Origin of the sequence: Streptomyces sp. WM6378 (assembly GCF_001279695.1) — a bacterium.
GTDB lineage: Bacteria > Actinomycetota > Actinomycetes > Streptomycetales > Streptomycetaceae > Streptomyces.
Map to the genome: position 1 here is coordinate 216,727 of NZ_LGDD01000328.1, position 22,912 is coordinate 239,638.

Annotated in this window: 14 protein-coding genes; 7 read left to right on the top strand and 7 right to left on the bottom strand. The window is 72.5% G+C overall.

Going from position 1 to position 22,912, the window contains the following annotated elements:
- Positions 1-42: 42 nt before the first annotated feature.
- The 7 genes from ADK54_RS36035 to ADK54_RS36065 all read left to right on the top strand — a co-directional run bounded on the left by ADK54_RS36035 (position 43) and on the right by ADK54_RS36065 (position 16,150).
- Positions 43-11,259, top strand: a complete 11,217-nt coding sequence (locus tag ADK54_RS36035; RefSeq protein WP_053730010.1) for an amino acid adenylation domain-containing protein — start codon at positions 43-45, stop codon at positions 11,257-11,259.
- 5 nt (positions 11,260-11,264) lie between these two features.
- Positions 11,265-12,101, top strand: a complete 837-nt coding sequence (locus ADK54_RS36040) for an ABC transporter permease (protein ID WP_063802124.1) — start codon at positions 11,265-11,267, stop codon at positions 12,099-12,101.
- Positions 12,102-12,125: 24 nt separating this feature from the next.
- Positions 12,126-13,373, top strand: coding sequence for a cytochrome P450 (locus ADK54_RS36045; protein WP_053730011.1), 1,248 nt, complete (start codon positions 12,126-12,128; stop codon positions 13,371-13,373).
- A 189-nt stretch (positions 13,374-13,562) separates the two neighbouring features.
- A complete protein-coding gene (locus ADK54_RS36050) occupies positions 13,563-13,796 on the top strand; it encodes a hypothetical protein (RefSeq protein ID WP_053730012.1) in 234 nt (77 codons plus the stop codon).
- A 104-nt stretch (positions 13,797-13,900) separates the two neighbouring features.
- Complete coding sequence (locus tag ADK54_RS36055) at positions 13,901-14,116, top strand: MbtH family protein (RefSeq protein WP_053730013.1); 216 nt, start codon at positions 13,901-13,903, stop codon at positions 14,114-14,116.
- A 37-nt stretch (positions 14,117-14,153) separates the two neighbouring features.
- Positions 14,154-15,092 (top strand): ATP-binding cassette domain-containing protein, encoded by a 939-nt coding sequence (locus ADK54_RS36060; protein WP_053730014.1) that lies wholly within the window; start codon positions 14,154-14,156, stop codon positions 15,090-15,092.
- A gap of 53 nt (positions 15,093-15,145) precedes the next feature.
- On the top strand, positions 15,146-16,150 hold the full coding sequence (locus tag ADK54_RS36065) for an ArsR/SmtB family transcription factor (protein WP_053730015.1): 1,005 nt from the start codon (positions 15,146-15,148) through the stop codon (positions 16,148-16,150).
- Between the two features lie 77 nt (positions 16,151-16,227).
- Here ADK54_RS36065 and ADK54_RS36070 read toward each other — a convergent pair whose 3' ends face one another.
- From ADK54_RS36070 to ADK54_RS36100, 7 genes are all read right to left on the bottom strand, one after another.
- A complete protein-coding gene (locus tag ADK54_RS36070; protein WP_053730016.1) occupies positions 16,228-18,768 on the bottom strand; it encodes an FtsX-like permease family protein in 2,541 nt (846 codons plus the stop codon).
- Positions 18,765-19,565 carry an ABC transporter ATP-binding protein gene (locus ADK54_RS36075; RefSeq protein WP_053730017.1) on the bottom strand — a complete coding sequence of 267 codons (801 nt, stop codon included), beginning with the start codon at positions 19,563-19,565 and terminating at the stop codon, positions 18,765-18,767. The genes ADK54_RS36070 and ADK54_RS36075 overlap by 4 nt, the downstream gene beginning before the upstream one ends.
- Positions 19,562-20,350: a sensor domain-containing protein gene (locus tag ADK54_RS36080; RefSeq protein ID WP_053730018.1), complete on the bottom strand. Its 789-nt coding sequence runs from the start codon at positions 20,348-20,350 to the stop codon at positions 19,562-19,564. Before ADK54_RS36080 ends, ADK54_RS36075 begins: the two co-directional genes overlap by 4 nt.
- Positions 20,347-20,580 (bottom strand): hypothetical protein, encoded by a 234-nt coding sequence (locus tag ADK54_RS36085; RefSeq protein WP_053730019.1) that lies wholly within the window; start codon positions 20,578-20,580, stop codon positions 20,347-20,349. Before ADK54_RS36085 ends, ADK54_RS36080 begins: the two co-directional genes overlap by 4 nt.
- Complete coding sequence (locus ADK54_RS36090; protein ID WP_053730020.1) at positions 20,577-20,906, bottom strand: ArsR/SmtB family transcription factor; 330 nt, start codon at positions 20,904-20,906, stop codon at positions 20,577-20,579. The genes ADK54_RS36085 and ADK54_RS36090 overlap by 4 nt, the downstream gene beginning before the upstream one ends.
- A 183-nt stretch (positions 20,907-21,089) precedes the next feature.
- Positions 21,090-21,614: a flavin reductase family protein gene (locus tag ADK54_RS36095; protein WP_053730021.1), complete on the bottom strand. Its 525-nt coding sequence runs from the start codon at positions 21,612-21,614 to the stop codon at positions 21,090-21,092.
- On the bottom strand, positions 21,611-22,903 hold the full coding sequence (locus ADK54_RS36100) for a cation:proton antiporter (protein ID WP_053730022.1): 1,293 nt from the start codon (positions 22,901-22,903) through the stop codon (positions 21,611-21,613). Before ADK54_RS36100 ends, ADK54_RS36095 begins: the two co-directional genes overlap by 4 nt.
- Positions 22,904-22,912 lie beyond the last annotated feature (9 nt).

The window sequence follows — 22,912 nt, forward strand, 5'->3', positions numbered from 1 at the left end:
GATCGACGCTGTGCACTCGGTGACCTTCGCTAGGGGATTGCTATGACTGACGTTCAGACGGGCGGCCTGCCCCTCACGGCTGGCCAGAAGGACATCTGGTTCGACGAGAAGCTCTCCGGCGGAGGCGCGACGTACAACACCGCCATCTACTGGGACATCCGCGGACCGCTGGACCAGCGCGTGTTCCGGGCCGCGCTCGCGCGCTTGGTGGAGGAGTCCGAGTGCCTGCGGGCCCGGTTCGCCGAAGTGGACGGCGAGCCCTGGCAGTTCGTCGAGCCGGTGGCCGAGCTGCCGCTGACGGTCACCGACGTCAGCGGCGCCGACGACCCGGCCGCGGCGGCGCTCGCGGCGATCCACGCCGATCTGCGGGTCCCCCTGCCCGTGACCGCCGTCCCGCACGTGCCGCTGTTCCGGCTGAGCGTGTTCACCCTCGGCGGTGACCGCACCTTCTTCTGCCTGCTCAACCACCACCTCGTCTCGGACGGGTTCAGCTACGTCATCTACTGGCAGCGGCTCTCCGCGATCTACGAGGCGCTGCTCGCGGGCACCTCCCTGGACGAGAACCGCTTCCCGCCGCTCAGCACCTTGATCGAGGCCGAGGCGGCCTACGCGGACTCGCCGCGCATGGAACGCGACCGGGCCTACTGGGAGAAGGAGCTCGCCGACCGGCCCGAGCCGCTCAGCCTCGCCACCCGCGACGCGGAGCCGGCCCAGACCTTCCTGCGCGAGGCGACCGTGCTTGAGGAGTCGATCGCCGAGCGACTGCGCTCGGTGGGCTGGGACGCCCGGGTGACCTGGCAGACCGTCCTGGTCGCGGCCCTCGGCTCGTACTCCGGACGCCTGGCCGGCACCGACGACGTGCTGCTTTCGCTGCCCGTGACAGCGCGGGTGGGCGGCACCATGCAGTACATCCCCGGCATGGTGGTCAACTACCTGCCGCTGCGGCTCTCCCTGCGGCCCGGCATGACCCGAGGCGAGCTCCTCGCCACCACGTACAAGGCGTTCTCGCAGGGGCTCAAGCACCAGCGCTACCGGGTCAGCAGGATCCGGCGTGCGATGGGGCTGCCGAGCGACGACCGCAGGCCGTTCGGCCCGTTCATCAACATGATGCCGCAGGTCGAGGAGTTGAGCATCGGGCCTTGCGCGGCGACGATCTGCAGCCCCTCCACGGGGCTCGTCGACGACCTGGAGTTCACCGTCGCCGACAAGGGCGCCGACGGGATCGGCGTCGACCTCAGCGGCAACGAGGCCCGCTACTCCCCGGAGGACGTACGCGGCCACCTGGCCCGGTTCGTCGCCTTCCTCGACCGCTTCCTGGACGCGGGCGCGGACGAACCGCTGAGCGCCCTGGACCTGTTCTCGCCCGACGAGGCGGCCGAACTGGCCGCCGCCCTGACCGGCCCGTGCGGCCAGGAGCCGTATCTGGGTGTCGTGGAGCGGGTGCGGGCGCACGCCGCCGAGCGGCCGGACGCGGTGGCGGTCACCGACGACGGCGGAAGCCTGACGTACGCCGAGCTCGTCGGACGGGCCAGCGCCGCGTCCCGGCGGGTGGCGGTCGACGGGCCGGTGGCCGTACTGACCGAGCCCGGGCGGGACTTCGTGACCGCCGAGCTCGCCGTGCTCGGGGCCGGCGGCGCCTTCCTGCCACTCGACCCGCGCGCGCCGCTGAGTCGCCTGACCTCCCTGTTGAAGGACAGCGGGGCGGTCCAGATCCTGGCCGACACCACGCACCGCGCCCTCGCCGAACGCGCGGCGGGCGCGCTTCCCGTGCACGTGCTGGACGGCGCGCGGGACGACGCCGGCGACCTCGCGCCCGTCGTCGGCGGCCCCCTCGACCTGGCCTACGTGATCTACACCTCGGGCTCCACCGGCAAGCCCAAGGGCGCGATGGTGCAGCGCGGCGGCATGGTCAACCACCTGCTCGCCAAGGTGGAGGAGCTGTCGCTCACCGACACCGACGCGCTCGTACACAACGCGCCCGTCACCTTCGACGTGTCCGTCTGGCAGTCGCTCACCACGCTCCTCGTCGGCGGCCGCATCCGCGCGATCGCCCGGGCCGAAGCCGCCGATCCGGAGGCCCTGTTCGGCGTCATCGCGGCCGAGCGGCTCACCGTCCTCGAAGTCGTGCCCTCCCTGCTGCGCGCCACGCTCGACGTGTGGGACGCGGCGGGCGGCGGCCCCGAGCTGTCCGCGCTGCGCTGGATGATCTCCAACGGCGAGGCGCTGCCGACCGAGCTGTGCGCCCGCTGGTTCGCCCGCCACCCCGGCATCGCGCTGGCCAACGTGTACGGCCCCACCGAGTGCTCGGACGACGTCACCCACGGGTACGCCCGCTCCGCGGCCGAGGTGACCGGCGCCTCCATGCCGATCGGCCGGCCGCTGCGCGACACCCGTCTGTACGTCCTGGGCGACGACCTGCGGCCGGTGCCGCGCGGCGTGCCCGGCGAACTGCACATCGCGGGCGCGGGCGTGGGCCGCGGCTACCTCGGCGACCCGGCGCGCACGGCCGCCACCTTCGTGCCCGACCCGTTCGCGGGCGACGGCTCCCGCATGTACCGCACCGGCGACCAGGTGGTGCTGCTCGCCGACGGGCAGCTCGTCTTCACCGGCCGCCGCGACCACCAGGTCAAGATCCGCGGCCAGCGCATCGAGCTCGGCGAGGTCGAAGCCGCGCTGCGCGACCTGCCCGGCGTCGCGGACGCGGTGGCCGCCGCCGTCGCCGACCCGGCGGGCAACCAGCGCCTGATCGGCTACGTGGTGCCGGAGTCCGGCAGCTGCGACCCGGTCGGCCTGCGCGAACGCCTTTCGGCGGCGCTGCCCGAGCAGATGGTGCCCGCCGTACTGTTGCCCCTGGAGCGGATGCCGCTCACCGCGCACGGCAAGGTGGACCGCAAGGCGCTGCCCACCCCCGAGTTCGCGGTCACGGCCACCGGCCGCGCGGCCCGCACCCCGCAGGAGGAGACCCTCTGCGCGGTGCTCGCCGAGGTGCTCGGGGTGCCCGGCATCGGCGTCGACGACAACTTCTTCGCACTGGGCGGCGACAGCATCAGCGCCATCCAGGTGGTGGGCCGGGCCCGCGCCGCCGGTCTCGTCGTCACCTCCCGCGACGTCTTCCAGCACCGCACGGCGGCAGCGATCGCCGCGGTGGCCAAGCGGGTGGACGGGACGGCGGACGCCGCCGCGGAGCTGGCGGCGGACGGCATCGGCGAGCTCGAACTCACCCCGGTCGTAGACCAGTTGAGGGAGGACCTGGCCGCGCACCCCACCGCGGGCGCGGCCTTCGCCCAGTACGTCACGGTCGCTCTGCCCGCGGCCGCGCACGCCGACCCGGCCCGCCTGGAGCGCGCTCTGCAGGCCGTCCTCGACCGGCACGACGCGCTGCGCACCAAGCTCACGGAGCCGGTGCCGGGCCTGTGGTCCCTGGAGACGCTGCCCCAGGGTGCGATCTCCGTCTCCGACGTACTCAGCAAGGCCGGGTCCGGGACCGGCGCGGACCGCGACGCGGTGCTCGCCGAGCAGATCGCGGCGGCCGGGGCGCGGCTCTGCCCGACGGACGGCCTGCTCGTCCAGGCCGTGATCGTCGACGAGGACCGCCTCCTCCTCGTGATCCATCACCTCGCCGTGGACGGCGTCTCGTGGCGGATCCTGCTGCCCGACCTGGAAGCGGCCTGGAACGGCACGGATCCGGCCCCGGTGGGCACCTCCTTCCGGCGCTGGGCGAAGACCCTGTCCGAGCAGGCCCGCACCCCGCACCGTGCGGCCGAACTCCCGCTGTGGGCCGAGCAGTTGGGCGGCGAGTCGATCGAGCTCGGCGACCGGCCGCTCGACCCGGCCCGCGACGTGTACGCCACGGCCGGCCGCCTGCGGTTCGAACTGCCCGCCGAGCAGACCGCCGCCGTGCTCGGCCGCGTGCCCGCGGCCTTCCACGCCGAGGTCAACGAGGTGCTGCTGACCGGCTTCGCGCTGGCGCTCGCCAACCGGGGCACGGGATCGCGCGCCCTGGTCGAGCTGGAGGGCCACGGCCGCGAGCAGCTCGCCGAGGGCCTGGACACGTCCCGTACGGTCGGCTGGTTCACCAGCGTCTTCCCCGTCGGCCTCGATGTCGGCGAGCCGGACTGGGACCAGGTCTGGAACGGCGGCGCGTCCTGCGGCACCGCACTCAAGCGCGTCAAGGAGAGCCTGCGGGCTTTGCCGGACCACGGCATCGGATACGGGCTCCTTCGCCACCTCAACCCGCAGACCGCCGCCGTCCTGGCCCGCTCGGCCACCCCCCGGATCGGCTTCAACTACCTGGGCCGGTTCGCCACCGACCACGCGGCCGGCGACTGGTCGATGCAGGCCGGGGCGTTCGGCCTCACGGCCGCGCCCGAGACCCCGCTGCGGCACGCCCTGGAACTGATCGCGACGACAGAGGACCGCGCCGAGGGCCCGGTGCTCGTCGCCGAGTGGGTCTGGGCGGGTGAACTCCTCGCGGAGGCCGACGTCCGGGCGCTCGCCGCCGACTGGTTCCGCGCCCTTGAGGCGCTCGCCGCACACGCCGAGCGGCCCGGAGCCGGCGGGCGCACCCCGTCCGACTTCCCGCTGGTGACGATCACCCAGGCGGAGATCGAGGCGTACGAGCGCGACATCCCGGGGCTCGTCGACATCCTGCCGCTCTCTCCGCTCCAGCGCGGCCTGCTCTTCCAGGCCGAGTTCGACCAGCAGGGCATGGACGCGTACACGCTCCAGGTGACGATGGACGTGGACGGGCCGCTCGACCGCGACCGGCTGCGCGCGGCGGCGACGGCGCTGCTCGACCGCAATCCGAGCCTGCGGGCCTGCTTCCGCGAGCGCGACGCGGGTGATCCGGTCCAACTGGTGTCGTCCGACGTTGAGTTGACGTGGGCCGAGGTGGACCTCCGGGAGTTCGCCGAGGGCCGCACGGAGGCCGAGGCCGACGCGGAGGTCCGGCGGCGGACCGAGGCGGAGTGGCTCGACCGGTTCGACGTCACCCGCGCGCCGCTGACCCGGTTCACCGTCTACCGGGTCTCCGACGACCGGCACCGCGTGGTGTGGACCGCGCACCACATGCTGGTGGACGGCTGGTCGCTGTCGGCGGTCCTCGCCGAAGAGCTGGTCACCCTGTGGTCCAACGGCGGTGACACCTCGGCGCTCGCGCCTGTCGTCCCGCTGCGCGGCTACCTGGAGTGGTCGGCCGCGCAGGACAAGGCGGCCGCGCGTGAGGCCTGGCAGAAGGAGCTGGCCGGCATCGACGAGCCCACCCGGCTCGGCCCGGCCGACCGGCCGCGCGTCTCGGTCCTTCCCGGCTCACTCGACCTGGAGCTGCCCGAGGCGCTGACCGGGGCGGTCACGTCCTGGGCGACCTCGCGCGGCCTGACGACGAGCACCGTCATGCAGGGCGCCTGGGCGCTCGCGCTCGGCCGGCTGACCGGCCGCCGGGACGTGACGTTCGGCGCGGTCGTCTCGGGCCGGGCCGAGGAGGTCCCCGGCATCGAGGGGACCGTCGGCTCCTTCCTCAGCACCCTGCCGGTGCGCGTCGCGCTCGCCCCCGCGCTGAGCTTCGAGGAGATGCTGGCCACGCTCCAGGAGCGTCAGCTCGACCTGGAGCCGCACCACCACCTGGGCCTCGCCGAGGTCCAGCAGGGCGCCGGGATCGGCGAGCTCTTCGACACCGTGGTCTCCTTCCACAACTACCCGACCGGCGTCCTGGACCGCATCGGCGAGCACGTCCCCGGGCTGAGCATGCGCGCCTGGGAGGCCCGGGTCATCGCCGAATACCCCTTCGCGCTCAACGTGTTCCCGGGCGACCGGATGCGTCTTGAGGCGCAGTACCGGCCCGACATCTTCACGCCGGGCGAGGTCGACGAGATCCTGCGCCGCTTCGTGCGCGTACTGGAGCGGCTGGCCGCGGCACCCGGCACCTCGCTCGGCCGCCTCGACGCGCTCGGCGACGACGAGCGCGCCCAGCTGCTCGGCGACTGGTCCGGCGCGGGCAGCGCGAAGGCGGCGTCCGGCGAGCTCACCACCGAGGTCTTCGAGGCCCGCGCCGCCCGCACCCCGGGCAAGACGGCGGTCGTCTTCGGCACCGAGGAAGTGGACTACGCCGAACTCGACGCCCGCGCCAACCGGTTGGCCCGCCTTCTCGTCGAGCGCGGCATCGGCCCCGAGCAGACCGTCGCGGTGATGCTGCCGCGCTCCCCCGAGGTGGTCGTGGCGGCGCTCGCGGTCCTGAAGGCCGGTGCCGCGTACCTGCCGGTGGACTCGGCGTACCCCGTCGACCGCATCTCCTACATGCTGGCGGACGCCCGCCCGACGGCGGTCATCACCGACGCCGCGACCGGTCAACGACTCGATGGCATAACGGAGTTGGAGACAGGCCCTCTGGTCCTGAACGCGCCTGAAACCGTGGAGCACCTGGCCGCCCTGCCCGGCTCGGACCTCACCGACGCCGACCGCACCGCCCCGCTGCGTCCGGAGCATCCGGCGTACGTCATCTACACCTCCGGCTCCACGGGCCGGCCCAAGGGTGTCGTGGTGGCCCACACCGGATTGCTTTCGATGGTGGACAGCCTCGTCGAGCGCTTCGGCCTCGACGACGACACCCGGGTGCTCCAGTTCGCGTCGTTCAGCTTCGACGCGTCCGTCTGGGAGATCACGCTCGCGCTGCTCACCGGCGGCACGCTGGTCATCGCGGACGAGGAGTGCCGGGCGCCGGGGCAGCCCCTGGTCGACCTGATCAACAACGCCCGGGTCAACCTGGCCGGACTGCCGCCCGTCGTGGTCGGCGGCCTGCCCGAGGGCAGCACGCTCCCCGCCGACCTGCGCCTGGCGGTGGCCGGCGAGGCCGTCCCGGCGAGCGTCGTCGAGCGCTGGTCCTCGGCCGTGCGGCTCTACAACGGATACGGCCCGACCGAGGCCGTGGTGAGCTCCACCGTCGGCGGTCCGCTCACCGACGCGGGCCGCCCGCCGATCGGCCGCCCCACCAACGCGCACCGCACCTACGTCCTCGACCACCACCTGCGGCCCACGCCGCGCGGCGTGGTCGGCGAGCTGTACGTCGGCGGCGGCCTGGCCCGCGGCTACCTCGGCCGCCCGGACCTGACCGCCCAGCGCTTCGTGGCCGACCCCTACGGTCCGGCGGGCGCCCGGATGTACCGCACCGGCGACCTGGTGCGGTGGCTGCCGGACGGCCAGCTGGACTACATCGGCCGCGCCGACGACCAGGTGCAGCTGCGCGGGTTCCGTATCGAACTCGGCGAGATCTCGGCCGCGTTGCTCGCACAGGCGGGCGTGGAGCAGGCCGCCGTGATCGTGTCCGAGAGCGAGGACGGCGACCGCCGTCTGGTGGCGTACGTCGTGGCGTCCGAGCCCGCGGTCGCCGACGGCCTGCGCGAGCAGCTCGGCCGGTCGATGCCCGAGTACATGGTGCCCTCCGCCGTCGTCGCGCTCGACGCGCTGCCGCTCACCGCGCAGGGCAAGCTCGACCGCAAGGCACTGCCCGCGCCGGATCTCGGGCACACCCTGAAGGGGCGGGCGCCGCGCACCCCGGCCGAGGAGATCCTCTGCGGCCTGTTCGCGGACATCCTCGGGGTGGCCCAGGTCTCCATCGACGACGACTTCTTCGAGATCGGCGGCCACTCGCTGCTCGCGACGCGCCTGGTCAGCCGGGCCCGTACCGCCCTTGGGGTGGAGCTTCCGATCCGCGCGCTCTTCGAGGCGCGGACGGTGGCCGCGCTCGCCGGTCACGTCGCGGCGGCCGACCGGGCCAGGCCCGCACTGGCCCCGGCGCCGAAGGACGCGCCGCCGCAGCTGTCGTTCGCCCAGCAGCAGCAGTGGTTCATCAACCGGAGCCAGGAGAAGGCCGACGGCACGTACAACACCCCGATGGCCTTCCGGCTCACCGGAAGCCTCAACGAGGTTGCTCTGCAAGGGGCGTTGACCGATCTGGCCGAGCGCCACGAAGTTTTGCGGACGGTACTGCCGGAGACCGACGGGGTGCCGTCGGTGCGGGTGCTCGATGCCGCGACGGGCGGGCCGGTGCTGCGGACCCGTACGGTGTCGGCGGCGAAGCTGGAGGCCGCACTCGTCGCCGAGGGCGACCAGGGCTTCGACCTGCGGTCCGAACCTCCGCTGCGGGCACGGCTCTTCGCGGTCGGCGTCGACGAGTGGGTGCTGGTGCTCGTCTTCCACCACATCGCCTTCGACGGCTGGTCGATCGCGCCCATGCTGACCGACCTGGCCGCCTCCTACCGGGCCCGCTGCGACGGGCGGGCGGCGAACCGGGCCCCGCTGCCGGTGCAGTACTCCGACTTCGCCGGCTGGCAGCGCGAGCTGCTCGGCTCGGCGGACGACCCCGACAGCCTGGCCGCCGAGCAGGTCGCCTTCTGGCGGGACGCGCTCGCGGGCGCGCCGGAGGAGCTGCCGCTGCCCACCGACTTCCCGCGCCCCGACGCGGGCACGTCCTCGGGCGACATGGTGATGTTCGAGCTGGAGTCCGGCCTGCACACCAGCCTGATCGAGCTGGCCCGCGGGACCGGCACCACCGAGTTCATCGTCTTCCAGGCCGCGCTGTGCGCCCTGCTGACCCGGCTCGGCGCGGGCACCGACATCCCCGTCGGCTCCCCCATCGCCGGCCGCACCGACGAGGCGCTGAGCGACCTGGTCGGCATGTTCATCAACTCCCTGGTGCTGCGCGGCGACACCAGCGGCGACCCGACGTTCCGCGAGCTCCTGGAGCGGATCCGGGAGACCAACCTGGCGGCCTACTCCCACCAGGACATCCCCTTCGACCAGGTGGTGGAGGCGCTCAGGCCGGCCCGCTCGCGGGGCCTGCACCCGCTGTTCCAGGTAATGCTGAGCGTGCAGAACCAGGGCAACCTACCGCTTGAGATGCCCGGCCTCACCGTCCAGCCCGAGTACGTGGGCTCCGACCGGGCCAAGCTCGACCTGATGCTGGAGCTGCTTCCGTGGCCCGGCGGGGGCGGCATCCGGGGGCTGCTCAGCTTCAGCACCGACCTGTTCACGCGGGCCACCGCCGAGCGCCTGGCCGAGCAGTTCCAGCGGGTGCTCCAGGCGGTGGCCGCCGATCCCGAGCTGCGCCTGAGCAGCCTCGATCTGCTCACCGGCGACGAGCGCGAGCGGGTGCTGCACGGCTGGAACGACACCGCGCACGAGCTGCCCGCGGCGACGCTGGTCGACCTGTTCGCCGAGCGGGTGGCGCAGACCCCGGACGCACCCGCCGCCGGAACCGGGGCCAAGGCCCTCACGTACGCCCGACTCGACGCCCTCTCCAACCGGTTGGCGCGCCGCCTGATCGCGGAGGGCGCCGGTCCCGACCGGGTCGTGGCCCTCGCGGTGCCGCGCGCCGCGGACCGGACGATCGCGGTGCTCGCGGTGCTGAAGTCCGGGGCGGCGTATGTGCCGGTCGCCGCGGACGAGCCGGTCGCCCGCGTCAAGGCGCTGTTCGCCGACACCGACCCGCTGTGCGTCCTGACGACGGCGGGCCTGGTCAGCAGGGTGCGCAGCACGGGCGTGAACACGGTGCTGCTCGACGGCCCCGAGCTGCACGGCGGTTCGACCGAGCCGGTCACCGACGCGGCCCGGACCGCCCCGCTGCGGCCCGGCCACGCCGCCTATGTCATCCGCGCGGACGACGCGACGGGCCGCCCCCGCGGCACCGTCGTCGAACACCGGGCGGCCGCGAACCATCTCGTCTGGGCGCTCGCGTCCGGGAATCTCGCGGAGACCGGCCTGTTCGGGCCGCTGCTCTCCGGAGCCGGGGTGCCGGCCGCCGAGCCGCTGCCGCAGGACTGGGCGACCCCTCGCACGTACACGCCGGGCAGGGCGGTGTGGAACACGCGGGTCTACGTCCTCGACGAGTGGCTCGCGCCCGTTCCGCCGGGTGTGGTCGGCGAGTTGTACGTCGCGGGCGCAGCCCTTCCCCGTGGGTTCGCGGGCCTCGCCCGCCCGACCGCCGAGCTGTTCGTGGCCGACCCGTACGGCCCAGCCGGCTCCCGGCTGCTGCGTACCGGCGAGCGCGCCAAGTGGGACGCGGCGGGGAACCTGCTCGCCCCCGGCGCGGCGCCAGTGACCGAAGAGCCCGAGGAGACGTCCGTACGCCCGGAGTCGGCTCCGCCGACTCCCGTCGAGGCGACGCTCTGCGCGATCGTCGCCTCGATCCTGGGCCGGGACGGGTTCGACGTCGAGGAGAACTTCTTCGAGACGTCGATGACCAGCATGAAGTCGCTGCGCCTGGTGGCCCTGGCCCGCAAGGCCGGGCTCGAATTCAGCATCGCGGACGTCTTCGAGCACCAGACGGTCCGGGCCCTGGCGGCCGTCGCCCGGGAGGCCGGACCCGCCGGACCCGCCCGCCGGCAGAGCACGCAGATCCTGGCGGACGCCATCGACGAGGCCGGCGGCCTGGACTTCGCCGACCCGTACAGCCCGCTCCTGTGCATGAAGCCGACGGGCAGCCGCCCACCGGTGTTCTGCCTGCACAGCGGCGTCGGGTTCGCCCTGTCGTACATGCCGCTCATCCGCCACCTCGGCGCCGAGCGCCCCGTCTACGGCATCCAGGCCCCCTACGTCGTCGAGGGCGCGCCGCTGCCCACGAGCATCGAGGAGACCGCGGCCGAGTACATCCGACTGATCAAGAAGGTGCGGCCCGAGGGGCCCTACCACCTGCTCGGCTGGTCGCTCGGCGGGCTGCTCGCCTACGAGATCGCCGTCCAGCTGCGCGCGGCGGGTGAGGAGGTCGGCCTGCTCGCCAACCTGGACTCCTACCCGCGCACCGAGGAGACCGAGGCCCAAGAGCTTCCGGACCAACAGGCCATGCTCGCCTGGCTGTTGGAGGGCATCGGGCACGACCGCTCGGAGTTCGGCGAACGGCCGCTGGGCGTCGGCGACATCATCGACACGCTGCGGCGCGACAACAGCCCGCTGGCCCAGATGGGTGAGGAACGCATGGCACGCATGGTCGACCTGATGGCCAACCACCAAGTACTGCACGCCCGTTGGACACCACGGGACTACGACGGGACCATGCGGCTCTACGTCGCCGGGCAGTCGGAGGAGGCCGCGAGCGGGACCGACCCGGCCCGGTGCTGGAAGCCGTACTTCAGCGGCCCGCTCGACGTCCACGTCATCGACTCCAACCACGACGACCTGCTCAACCCCGGCCCGCTGGAAGAGATCGGCCCGGACCTCGCCGCCGAGCTCGACCGGCTGCACCGCGACCAGGACGGGCGTGCCCAGCGATGACCGCCATGACGAATGCCACGGCCCTGGACACGGGTCTGCCGAGCGCCCCGGGCGGTCTTCGCTCGGCCCTCATCGAACTGTTCGCGATCACCGGCCGGCGCCTGCTCCACCTGCGCCGGGCGCCGGGCCGGGTGCTCGGCGTGGCGATGAGCCCGCTGGTGTCGATGGTCATGGTCGGCTACCTGTTCCGTGACGCCATCACGCTTCCGGCGGGCGGGGACTACGGCGAGTACGTCTTCGCGGGCGGCGCGGTCCAGGTGGCGCTCGCCTGCGTCGGGCCGACCGCCGTGTCGGTGGCGATGGACCTCCAGGGCGGGCTCGTCGACCGGTTCCGGTCGCTGCCCATCAGCCGGTCCGCGGTGCTCTTCGCGCACACCTTCGCGGACCTGCTCGTGGGCCTGCTCGGCCTGGTCGTCGTCACCGGGGCGGGCCTCGTCCTCGGCTGGCGCCCGCACACGGACGCCCTGTCGGTCCTGGCCGGGTTCGGCCTGATCGTGCTCCTGACGTACGTGATGCTGTGGCTCGGGGTGCTGTTCGCGATGACGCTCGGCAACGTGGAGACGATCAACGTCTGGACGCCCTTCATCGTGATCGTGCTGCCCTTCGTGTCCAGCGCCTTCCTCTCCCCCGCCTCCATGCCGTCCCTGGTCCGCCCGCTCGCCGAGTGGAACCCGATCAGCGCCGTCATCGCGTCCTGCCGCGACCTGTGGGGCAATCCCGCCGCGACCAGTGACAGCTTTCCCGGCCAGCACCCCGGGGTGGTGATCGCCGTGACGCTGAGCGTGCTGTTCGCGCTCTGCTTCACCGTGAGCCTGCGCCGCTACCGCACCGCCGGTTCCTGACCTCAAGCCCGAAAGGAGTACCCCATGACCATGACCACCGCTCAGGAGCGGCGCGGCGTACCGGATCCGGGCACCGTCGACCTCACCGACCCACAGACCTTCCTCGATGTAGACCCGCACGCCATGTGGCGCCGGTTCCGCGAGGAGAGCCCGGTCCACTGGCAGCCGGTGAGCGGCAGCCCGATGCCCGGGTTCTGGGCGATCACCAAGTACGCCGACGTGGTGGACATCTACCGCAACAACAAGGAGTTCACCTCCGAGCGCGGCAACGTCCTGGTGACGCTGTTGCAGGGCGAGGACTCGGCGTCGCGCAAGATGCTGGCCGTCACCGACGGGCCGCGGCACCGCGAGATCCGCAACCTGATGCTCAAGTCGTTCTCGCCGCGGGTCCTGGAACCCGTGGTGGCCGGCATCCACCGGCGCACCCGCGAGCTCGTCGAACTGTCCCTGGAACAAGGCGAGTTGGACTTCGTCACCGATGTCGCCGACCACATCCCGATCAACACGATCGGCGACCTGATGGACATCCCGGCCGCCGACCGCGAGCGCCTGGTGGAGTGGAACACCCAGACGCTGTCGCGGCACAGCTCCGAGGACAGCGCGCTCGACGAGGTGATGGCCCGCAACGAGATCCTGCTGTACTTCTCCGAGCTCGCCGCCAAGCGCCGCCGCAGCCCGGGCGAGGACGTCATCTCCGCCCTGGCCACGGCCACCGTCGACGGAAGGCCGCTGTCCGAGGACGAGATCGTCTTCAACTGCTACAGCCTCATCCTCGGCGGCGACGAGTCCAGCCGCATGTCGTCCATCGGCGGCCTCATCGCGTTCAGCGAACACCCCGAGCAGTGGAGGCGGTTGAAGAGCGGCGAGGTGGGAGCGGACAGCGCCACCGAGGAGGTCATGCGCTGGACCACCCCCGCCATGCACTTCGGACGCCGCGCCCTGGTCGACGTCCCGGTCCGCGACCAGGTGGTCAAGGCCGGTGACGTGGTGACGCTGTGGAACAGCTCGGCCAACTTCGACGAGGACGTCTTCGCCGATCCGTACACCTTCGACATCGCGCGCACCCCGAACAAGCACGTCGCGTTCGGGCACGGCCCGCACTTCTGCCTCGGCGCCTTCCTCGGCCGCGTCCATGTGAACGCGATGGTCGAGGCGCTGCGCACCAGGGTCGCCCGCATCGAGCTGACGGGTCCGCCGCAGCGCCTCTACTCGAACTTCGTCTACGGCTACAGCGGTCTGCCCGTGAAGCTCACCGCGGAGCCGGCCGCCTGATCCCCGGCACCCGGCCCCGCCGACAGCCCGCCCCGCGCCTCTTCGACGAGGCCGAGGGCGGGTTGTCGGCGTTCGGGCCGGGGCGTCGGCTGACAACCGGCTGACACGGGACCGACTGTCCTACGAACCTGGATACGATCCTTGAGGCCACGGGTAAAGAGGACTCAACGAACCTAAGGGGAAGCCCACATGACCGGCGCTGTCATCGCCATTGCCATCGTTCTGATCGTCATCGGCGGCATTACGGCGAGTGTGGTCGCGTACTTCAGACTGCAGCGCCACCGCGCCGACGCCGTCGCCATGGCCGAGTACCGCCGCCTCGCCGAGGAGGCGGTCGCCAACCAGGAAGTGCTCCAGGGGCAGTTGGGCGAACTCCACGACCGCATCAAATCGGTCGAAAGCCTGCTGCGCAGCGTGGACTGAGCGGCTCGCGGGGCTGTCAGGGGCGCGTCAGCGGGCGCCGGGAACATGAAGGCACGGGCCGATGGCCCGTGCCTTCATACGACTCGGATACCGGAGTTCGCGACGTGTCGAATCCTTTTGATGACCAGGACGGAACGTTCCTCGTATTGGTGAACGACGAGGGCCAGCACTCCCTTTGGCCCGCGTTCGCCCAGCAGCCCGACGGCTGGAAGGTCGCTCTCGGCGAGGGCCCGCGTGACGCCGCCCTCGCCTTCGTCGAGGAGCACTGGACCGACATGCGCCCGCGCAGCCTGCGCGAGGCCGCCGCCCAGAGTTCTTGACCATCCCTCGCATCGCCCGCAGGCCGGAGGAACAAGCATGAGCATGGCGATTCAGGCGGATGGACTGCGCAAGCGGTACAAGCAGCACGAAGCGCTCAGCGGCGTCGACCTCGCGGTTCCCAGCGGCACGGTGTTCGGCCTGCTCGGCCCCAACGGGGCGGGCAAGACGACCACGGTGCGCATGCTGGCGACCCTGGCCGAACCGGACGGGGGACGCGCGGAGGTGGCCGGGTTCGACGTGGTGCGCCAGCCGCACGAGGTGCGCCGGCGGATCGGTCTGGCCGGCCAGTACGCGGCGGTGGACGAGCTCCTCACCGGCCGCGAGAACCTCGTTCTCATCGGCCGGCTGCTGCACCTTGGCGGGCGCGCGGCACGCCGGCGCGCGACCGAACTGCTGTCCCGGTTCGATCTGACCCATGCGGCGGACCGCCCCGCCCACACCTACTCGGGCGGCATGCGCCGGCGCCTGGACCTGGCCGTGTGCCTGGTCACCAGGCCGTCGGTGCTCTTCCTCGACGAGCCCACCACCGGGCTCGACCCGGTGAGCCGGATGGCGCTGTGGAACGCGGTCCGCGAGCTCGTGGCCGACGGCGTCACCGTGCTCCTGACCACGCAGTACCTGGACGAGGCCGACGCCCTCGCGGACCGGATCGCCGTCGTCGACACGGGCAGGGTCATCGCCGAGGGCACCCCGGACGAGCTCAAGCGCAAGGTCGGCGACGAGCGCCTGGAGGTCGAGGTGGCCCGCCCGGACGAGGTGTCCGCCGCGGTCACCGCGCTGCGCCGGATCTCGGCGGACGAACCGTCCGTCGACCCGGAACGGCGCCTGGTCTCCGTCTCGCTCGGCGACGGCATGACCGGCATCGCGAACGCCGCCACCGCACTGCGGCAGGAGGGCGTGGAAGTCGTCGACTTCGCGCTGCGCAGGCCGACCCTGGACGACGTCTTCGTGACGCTCACCGGCCAGTCCGCCTGACCGGTTCCGTCCGGGATTTCTTGCGAACGCGCTTACCAACGGGGGAAGTTGTCATGCAGAGAATTCACTTCACCGCTGCCGATATCGCCAAAACCCGGCTGAGGACGACGGCCGGTCCCCTCGTCGAAACGGCCTTCGCGTACGGGCTGCTCGGCCGGGGCGTCGTGCCGGCGTACGCACGCTGGCGCAAGCAGGTCGCCAAGAGGCTGCCGTCCTGGCCGCAGCTGCGGTCGGGTGGCGTCGGCATCGTCAGCGACCCCGAGGTGCTGCTCCGGCTGATCGAGCACAACGGCGGCGAGGGCTACACCGACGGCGAGCCGACCGGGCCGGACGCGCTGGTCGCGCAGTTGTCCGCCTACCGTGAGGCCGCTGGCCTCTCGGAGGTGTGGCAGGCGGCGATCGCGCCGTACTGGGACCACATCGAGGCGTACCTGGAGGTCGAGTGCGAGGCGCGCGGCCGGGTCGCGATGGCCGGCGGTGTGGGGCTGCTCCTGGCCACCCTGCATCCGCGCGTCAAGTGGCGTTCGCAGGTCCTGGAGATTCCGGGCGGGCCCGACGAGGACGTCTTCCTCGACCGGCGCGGCCTGGTGCTCACCCCCTCGGTGTTCCTCAACCACCGCCCGGCCCAGCTCACCGGCAAGCGCACCGAGACCGGCGAACTGGTGCTCGCGTTCGCCGCGCCGCCGGACGTCCAGCGGGCGGCGAGCCTGTGGGACGAGCCGGACGACAGCGCCCAGTCGCTGGGCGCGCTGGTCGGCCAGACCAGGGCCGCGGCCCTGCGCGTGCTGCGGGCCACCTGCACGACCAGCCAGCTCGCGGACCGGCTGGGCATCTCGGCGGCCGGTGCCAGCCAGCACACCACGGTGCTCCGCCAGACCGGCCTGATCACCACCCGCCGCATCCGCAACACCGTCCTGCACACGGTGACCCCGCTGGGCCTGGCCCTGCTCGACGGTCTTCCCGCGCTCTCCGGGCCGGACCGGGAGAGCACCGCGCCGCAGATGTGGCGGCACACGCTGGGCGGCATCCCCCAGCAGATCGTTCAGCACGCTTCCTGATTCCCCGTCAATTCTCTTTGCGCACAAGCGAATCCCCCGGCCGCGGTCTCCCGCGGCCGGGGGATTCCTTTGCGTCCTCACTCGCGGATTCCCACGACCCCGCGGGGCCGGTTGCGCAGGACGATCATCGCGGAGAGCAGGGTGGTGACCAGGGTCAGGGCGAAGGCGGCGGCGACCACCGTGCCGAAGATCCACGGCGAGCCCTCCGGCACCGGCGAGCCGAGCACGCTCAGGCTCAGCGGCACCAGCGTGAGGACCGCGACCAGGATCCCGAGCACGAGCCCGGCCACGGCGACCAGGATCGCCTCGACCGTCATCATGCGCAGCACCTGCCGTCGGGTCGCCCCGATGAGGCGTTGCAGCATGAACTCGCGGCGCCGCTCGGTGGTCGCGAGCACCTGCGTGTTGACCAGGGCGATGGTCGCGTAGGCGACGACCACTCCGAGCACCAGGTAGGCCATCCAGGCCTGGGTGTCGTCCTCGCTCTGGTGCACCGCGCTGACCCTGGCCCGGGGCAGCACGCTGAGCCCGGGGTGCGTCTCGGCCAGCGTCGACAGGCTGCGCTCCAACTGGGCGGGGTCCGTCCCGGGCTTCGCGGTCACCGTGATCTGCGGGACCAGACCGGCGTCGGTGTGCTGGACCAGGAGCGAGGCCGGGAGCAGCGCGGTCTCGTAACCGCGCCGGGCCTCCACGGTGGCGACCAGCTTGAGGCCGACCTCCGTGCCGTCGCCGAGCCGCATCGGGACCGTGTCGCCGAGGTGGAAGCCGCCGGCCTCGGAGGCGGGCAGCGCGACGGTGTCGCCGTGCAGGTCGTCCAGGCTGCCGGTGGTGGCGCGGAAGGCGGTGGTGCCGGTGACGCCCTCGGAGGTGACGCCCTGCATGGGCATTTCGGTGGGCTCGAAGTCGCCCTCGTCGATCTCGGACTGCGAGGGCGGGGTCTTGGGCTCCAGGTAGCCGAGGCTGGAGATCTGGGCGGAGGCCGCGGCGACGCCGGGCTGCTTCTGGACGGTGTCCACCAGGGACAGCGGAAGACCACCGGAGACGGAGGTGACCGCGAGGTCGGCCCGCATGTTCTCGCTGAACGCCTGCTGGGAGCCGCTGGACTGGGTGGTCTGGAGGTAGATCAGCGCGGTGGCGAGCCCGGTGGCGAGCATGACCGGCATGACCGCTCCGGCCATCCGGCCGATCCGCGCCCTCGCGTTGAGCGTGGCCAGGCGACCGGCCAGACCTGTGAACGCCCTTAGCGGCCAGTGGAGTACGGCCGTGATCACCTTGGCGAGACCGGGGCCGAGCAGTCCGAACCCGGCCGTCCACAGCATCGCCGCGGGGGTCGCCGTACTGCCAGCCATGGGGCCCGACATGTGCGCGGTGACGATGGCGAGCGCGGTGCCGCCGCCGAGGAAGAGCAGCGCGAAGATCAGTCGCGGGGCGCTGACCCACTTGCGCTGGAGGGAGGCCTCGGCGAGGGCTTCGGTGGGCCGGGTGCGGGCGGCGCCCCGGGCCGAGATGAAGGCCGCGCCAAGAGCGGTGAGCAGGGCCGCGCCCACGCCGGTGACCATGGGAATCCAGCCCGCCCGGTAGGCCAGGGTGTCGGGCACCACGTCGCCGCGGGCGAACGCTTCGAGCAGCCAGCGTCCGACGTGCGGGCCGGGGTAGCAGGCGAGGCCGGTGGCGATGGCGGCGATGAACAGGGTCTCGCCGAGGATGAGCCGGCGCAGCTGGCCGGGTGTGGTGCCGATCGCCCGCAGCAGGGCCATCTCGCGCTGGCGCTGCTGGATGGACAGGCCCGTGGTGCTGGACACCACGAACACGGTGACCATCGCGGACAGGCCGCCGAACACCGAGGCCAGGGTGACGAGTTTGGTGCCGTCGGTGATGATCGACGGGTTCTCGGCCCAGCCGCGCTTGTCGCCGGTCAGCACGGAGACCGGCCGGCCCTCGGCCGCCTTCTTGATGGCGCTGACGACCTGGCCGCGGTCGGCTCCGGGCGCGGTGAGCACGCCGATGTTGTCGAGCTTGTCGGGCCGGCCGCTGACCTGCCCGGCCGTCTGGTCGGAGAGGAAGACGGCGTCGGCTTCACCGGAGCCGGCGGCGATCCCGGAGACCTTGACCTTCTTGGCGCCGCCGTGGACGAGGAGTTGGGTCTCCTGTCCGGTGCTCAGCCCGGCCTTCGCGGCGAGCCGCGCGTCGAGCACGACCTGTCCGGGCCCGGTGGGCGCGCTGCCCTCGGTGATCCGGTACGGGGCGAGCCTGGCGGAGGACCAGCCGTGGCCGGTGACCTTGACCGGGCCGCCGGCCCGCACGACCGTGGCGTCGAAGGAGACGTCCGGCACGGCCTCGGCGACGCCGGGCACCGCCTTGATGGCGGCGGCGAGGGAGGCGTCCAGGTGGACGCGTTCGGTGAAGACGGTCTCGCCGTGCGTGCCGGGGTGGGACTGGTCGCCGGTGACGACGATCGGCGCTGCGCCGAGCCGCCCGGGGGGCGCGGCGCTGCGCAGCCCCGTCTCGAAGAGGCCGCCGCAGCCGATCACGATCGCGGCGCCGAAGAACAGCGCGATGAACGAGGCGATGAAGCCGCCCTTGTGGAACCGCAGGGTGCGGATCGCGATGTGGATCATCGGGGCACCCCGTGTCCGGCCCGGACCGCGGCGGAGTCCTGGCCCCATGCGCCAAGGCCCGTCATGCGCTCGGCGACCTGGTCGGCGGTCGGCCGATCCAGATGGCTGACGAACTGTCCGTCGGCGAGGAAGAGCACCCGGTCGGCGTGGGACGCGGCCACCGGGTCGTGGGTGACCATGACCATGGTCTGCCCGGCCTCCCGGACGGCCTCGCGCAGCAGCATCAGGACCTCGCGGGCGGCGTAGGTGTCGAGCGCGCCGGTCGGCTCGTCCCCGAAGATCACCGCGGGCCTGGTGATCAGCGCCCGGGCGATGGCGACGCGCTGCTGCTGGCCGCCGGAGAGCTCGGCGGGCCGGTTGTTGCGGCGCTCCGCCAGGCCCACGCGCTCCAGGACCGCCTCCACGGCGGCCTTCTTGGGCCGGTGGCCCGCGAGCCGCAGCGGCAGGGACACGTTGTCGAGCACGCTCAGCGCGGGGAGCAGGTTGAACGCCTGGAAGATGAAGCCGATCCGCTCCCGGCGTAACTTCGTCAACTCCCGCTCCTTGAGCGGCGAGAGGTCCACCCCGTCGAGCAGCACCGTGCCCGAGGTCGGCCGGTCGAGGCCGGCCGCGCAGTGCAGGAAGGTGGACTTGCCTGACCCGGAGGGGCCCATCACCGCGGTGAAGGTGCCGCGCGGCAGGCCGATGGTCACCCCGTCGAGGGCCGCGACCCGGTTCTTGGAGCCGCCGTACACCTTGCGTACGGATTCGAGGCGTACGACGTCCTGATGGAACTGCGGGCTCGGCGTCCCCGTCATGAGCTGTGTCCTTCGCTGAGGGAGAGCCCGGGCGGCGGGCTCGTGGATACGAGCGCCAGGGGGCCGGGCTCGGTGAGGATCCGCTTGGCCCGCGCGAGCGGGTCGGGCGGCGGGCGGAGCAGGGTGTGGGCGACGGTCAGGTGCAGCCGGGCCGCCGCGACCACGAGGTAGGAGGCGTACAGGACGAGGGCGAGGCAGACGGCCGCGACGATCAGGGCGGCGGGCCAGCTGTCGATCCGGAACCCGGGGTCGCCGTCGTCGGGCCCGCCGATCCAGACCCCATTGGCCGAACTACCGTCCGCCTGGCGGGAGTTGACGGCCCAGAACCACAGCGGCAGCGAGACGCCGGCGAGCAGGACCAGCCACACCGTGAGCGCGAGCAGGTCGAGCAGCAGGAGGAAGGGGAACATCAGGACCAGGCAGGCGATGTCCCGGAAGGTCACCGGGTCCCCGCAGCGGGCCTTGAGCTGGCCGACCAGACCGGGCTGCGTGGCCTCCTGGTAGGCGTACGGGACCGGTTCGTCGACCAGGACGGCGCGGCCGCGCTCGACCTGGGCCAGGCAGCGGATCACCCAGGCCGAGCCGACGGTGAGCGCCACCGTGACGGTGAGCTGCATGAAGACGAGGCCGAGCACCACGGCGAGGGCCGCGACGGCGAACAGGGCCGGGCCCGCGAAGAGGTAACTGGCGAGGTAGCCCGTCGCGCGCCAGGGTGCGGCCGAGCACAGCATGCGTACCGGGCTGCTCCGCACGGGCAGCTTGCGGCCGGGCCTGAGCGCGATCATCCGACGCTCCGCAGCAGGTTCTCGATCGACTTCATCCGCTCGTCGAGCGCGCCCAGCTGGCTCTGGAGGGCCTGCTGTACGACGGGCAACTCCTCGGCCAGTTTGCGGAATTCGGCCATGGCGACGGCGTCGGCGCGGTGCCGCAGCAGCCGGAAGTAGGCGACGACGCTGCCCGTGATCCCGCCCACGACGAGCAGGGTGATGGTGATGGTGATGACGGCGCCGGTCATGCCGCGGTCCCCTTCTTCATGTTGACGGGCCCTTCCGTGTCCTGGGCCATGGCCCCGACGATCGTGGCGATGTTCACGTGCAGGTCGAACGGCGCGAGCTCGAAGTACTTCAGCGCCTTGCCGTCCGGGGAGAGTTCCAGGTTGCTGACCACCAAGTCGGCCTTCTCCAGGCGTTCCAAATGCATGTAGAGCAGCGGCCGGGACATCCCCAGGCGGCGCGCCAGCTCGCTGACGTACAGCCGTCCGCCGGCGAGTTCGGCCATGGCGCGGAGCCGTTGCCGGTGGCCCACCGCGGCGAGAACTGCCAGCAGGTCGTCGCTCGTCATGGCTCACCCTCTCCGAACCCCCGAAGCCTGTAAGTTGAGACTTACATATGGCGGGACATGCGGTCAAGGGTAAGTCTCGGCAGTCTGGTACCCCCTCGGCCGTGAGTGTGCGGGCATGCGCGAAGGTCCGGCCCTCGGAGCAGGGACGGACCTGTGGCGCTGTTCGGATCGGTGGTGGGACGGTCAGAGTTGGGACCAGGCACGGAACTGGCGCAGCCCGTACAACAGCGGGGGCAGGCCGTGCCGCCCCGTGATGAGGCGCGCCTCGCCGAAGACGGTGACGTGGTCTCCGGTGCGGTGCAGGGCGACCACGTCGCAGTCGGCGACGGTGTGCGCGTCACGGACCAGGTGCGGCCCGCCCGAGTCCGCCTCCTGCTCCCACGGGACCATGCGGAAGCGGTCCGGGTTGCCGGAGGCGAACAGCTCGGCCGTCTCCTGGGCCCCTTCGTGCAGCAGGTTCACCGCGAAGGTGCCCCGCTCCAGGATCGCTTCGAGGGTCGGGCTGCCGTCGCGCAGGCAGACCAGGAGGGTGGGTGGGCTGAGCGTGACGCTGCACACCGAGGAACACGTCATGCCCCGCGGCGCCCCGTCGTGACCGGTGGTGGTGACCACCCCGACGCCGGTGGGGAAGCCGCTCATCATCGCGCGGAAGCGGTCGGGCGTCGCCGGGTCGGCCACCTCTTCTACGTTCATGGCGCGTTCGGTCATCGGACACTGCTTTCTGTCGCTACGGCAAACGCCCCGGTGGTGAGGCGGCGCTCCCCCCGGTCGAGGAGATTCAGGAGCGGGCCCGTCATGGCCGTCGTCGTCAGCGCCATGACGATCAGCGCGAGGACGAGGGGGCCGGTCAGGATTCCGGAGCTCAACCCGGCCTGGATGACGATGAGTTCGGTCAGCCCACGGGTGTTCATGAGGACGGCGATCCTGCGTGCCGTCCCGGGCGGCCGCCCGCTCCGGCGCGCCCCCAGATAGCCGCCGAGCCCCTTGCCCACGCAGGCGAGCACGACGGCCGAGGCGATCAGCAGCCACGAGGTGTCGGAGAACGAGCCGGTGAGCACGGTGATCCCGGTGACCACGAAGAACGCCGGGGCAAGGACGCTCCCCGCCCGCGAGACCGAGGTCACCGCACGCTCCCAGGGCGCGTTCTCGTCCCCCGGGATCGACAGGCCGACCAGCGCCGCGCCGAGGATCGCCGTCATCCCCAGGTGTTCCATGGCGAGCGCGACCGTGAGGGCCGCCGCGCCGAGGACCACCGCCGCGGTGCGCGGCATCCGTACGCAGGCGTTCCGGGCGGCCCGGGTGCGCAGCCCGTAGCGGACGGCAAGGGCGCACACCGCGCCGAACGCGAGCGCCCGGACCGAGTGCAGCGAGCCTTCCAGGCTTCCCTTGCCGAGGCTGATGGCGAGGGTGAGCAGCAGCCAGCCGACCGCGTCGATGACGATGGCCGCCGCCAACGCGGTCTGCCCGGCGGCCGATCGCGTCATGCCCCGGTCCGCCAGGATCCGGGCCATGACGGGTACGGCGGTGATCGACATCGACACCGCGACCATCAGAACGAAGGCCGGGAGCGGGGCGCTGCCGCGCGCCGCGCTGTCGTCGGTGACCAGGACCAGACCGGCCAGGAGCAGGCCGGTCAGCAGCGGCGGGAGCAGCGCCCCGGCCGCCACCCACAGCGTGCCTCGGCGCGGCGGCCCGCCGGATTCGGCCCCCAGCCTGTGGGCGAGGCCGACCAGGAACAGGACGAGACCGGCCTGGGAGACCAGCTTGACCACGTCGAACACGGGCCCCGGCAGCATCGCGTCCAGAGTGTCCCGCCCGAACAGGGCGATCACGGCGGGCCCGGAGAGCAGCCCCACCACGATCTCCCCGATGACCTCGGGCTGGCGCAGCGTCCTGGCGAGGGCCCGGCCCGCCAGGGCGATCAGCAGGATGACGGCGAGCGCCACCGATGTGTGCGCCAGGCGCGGCGCATCACCGAGAAGCCTCAGCGTTTCCATTTCGCGGTC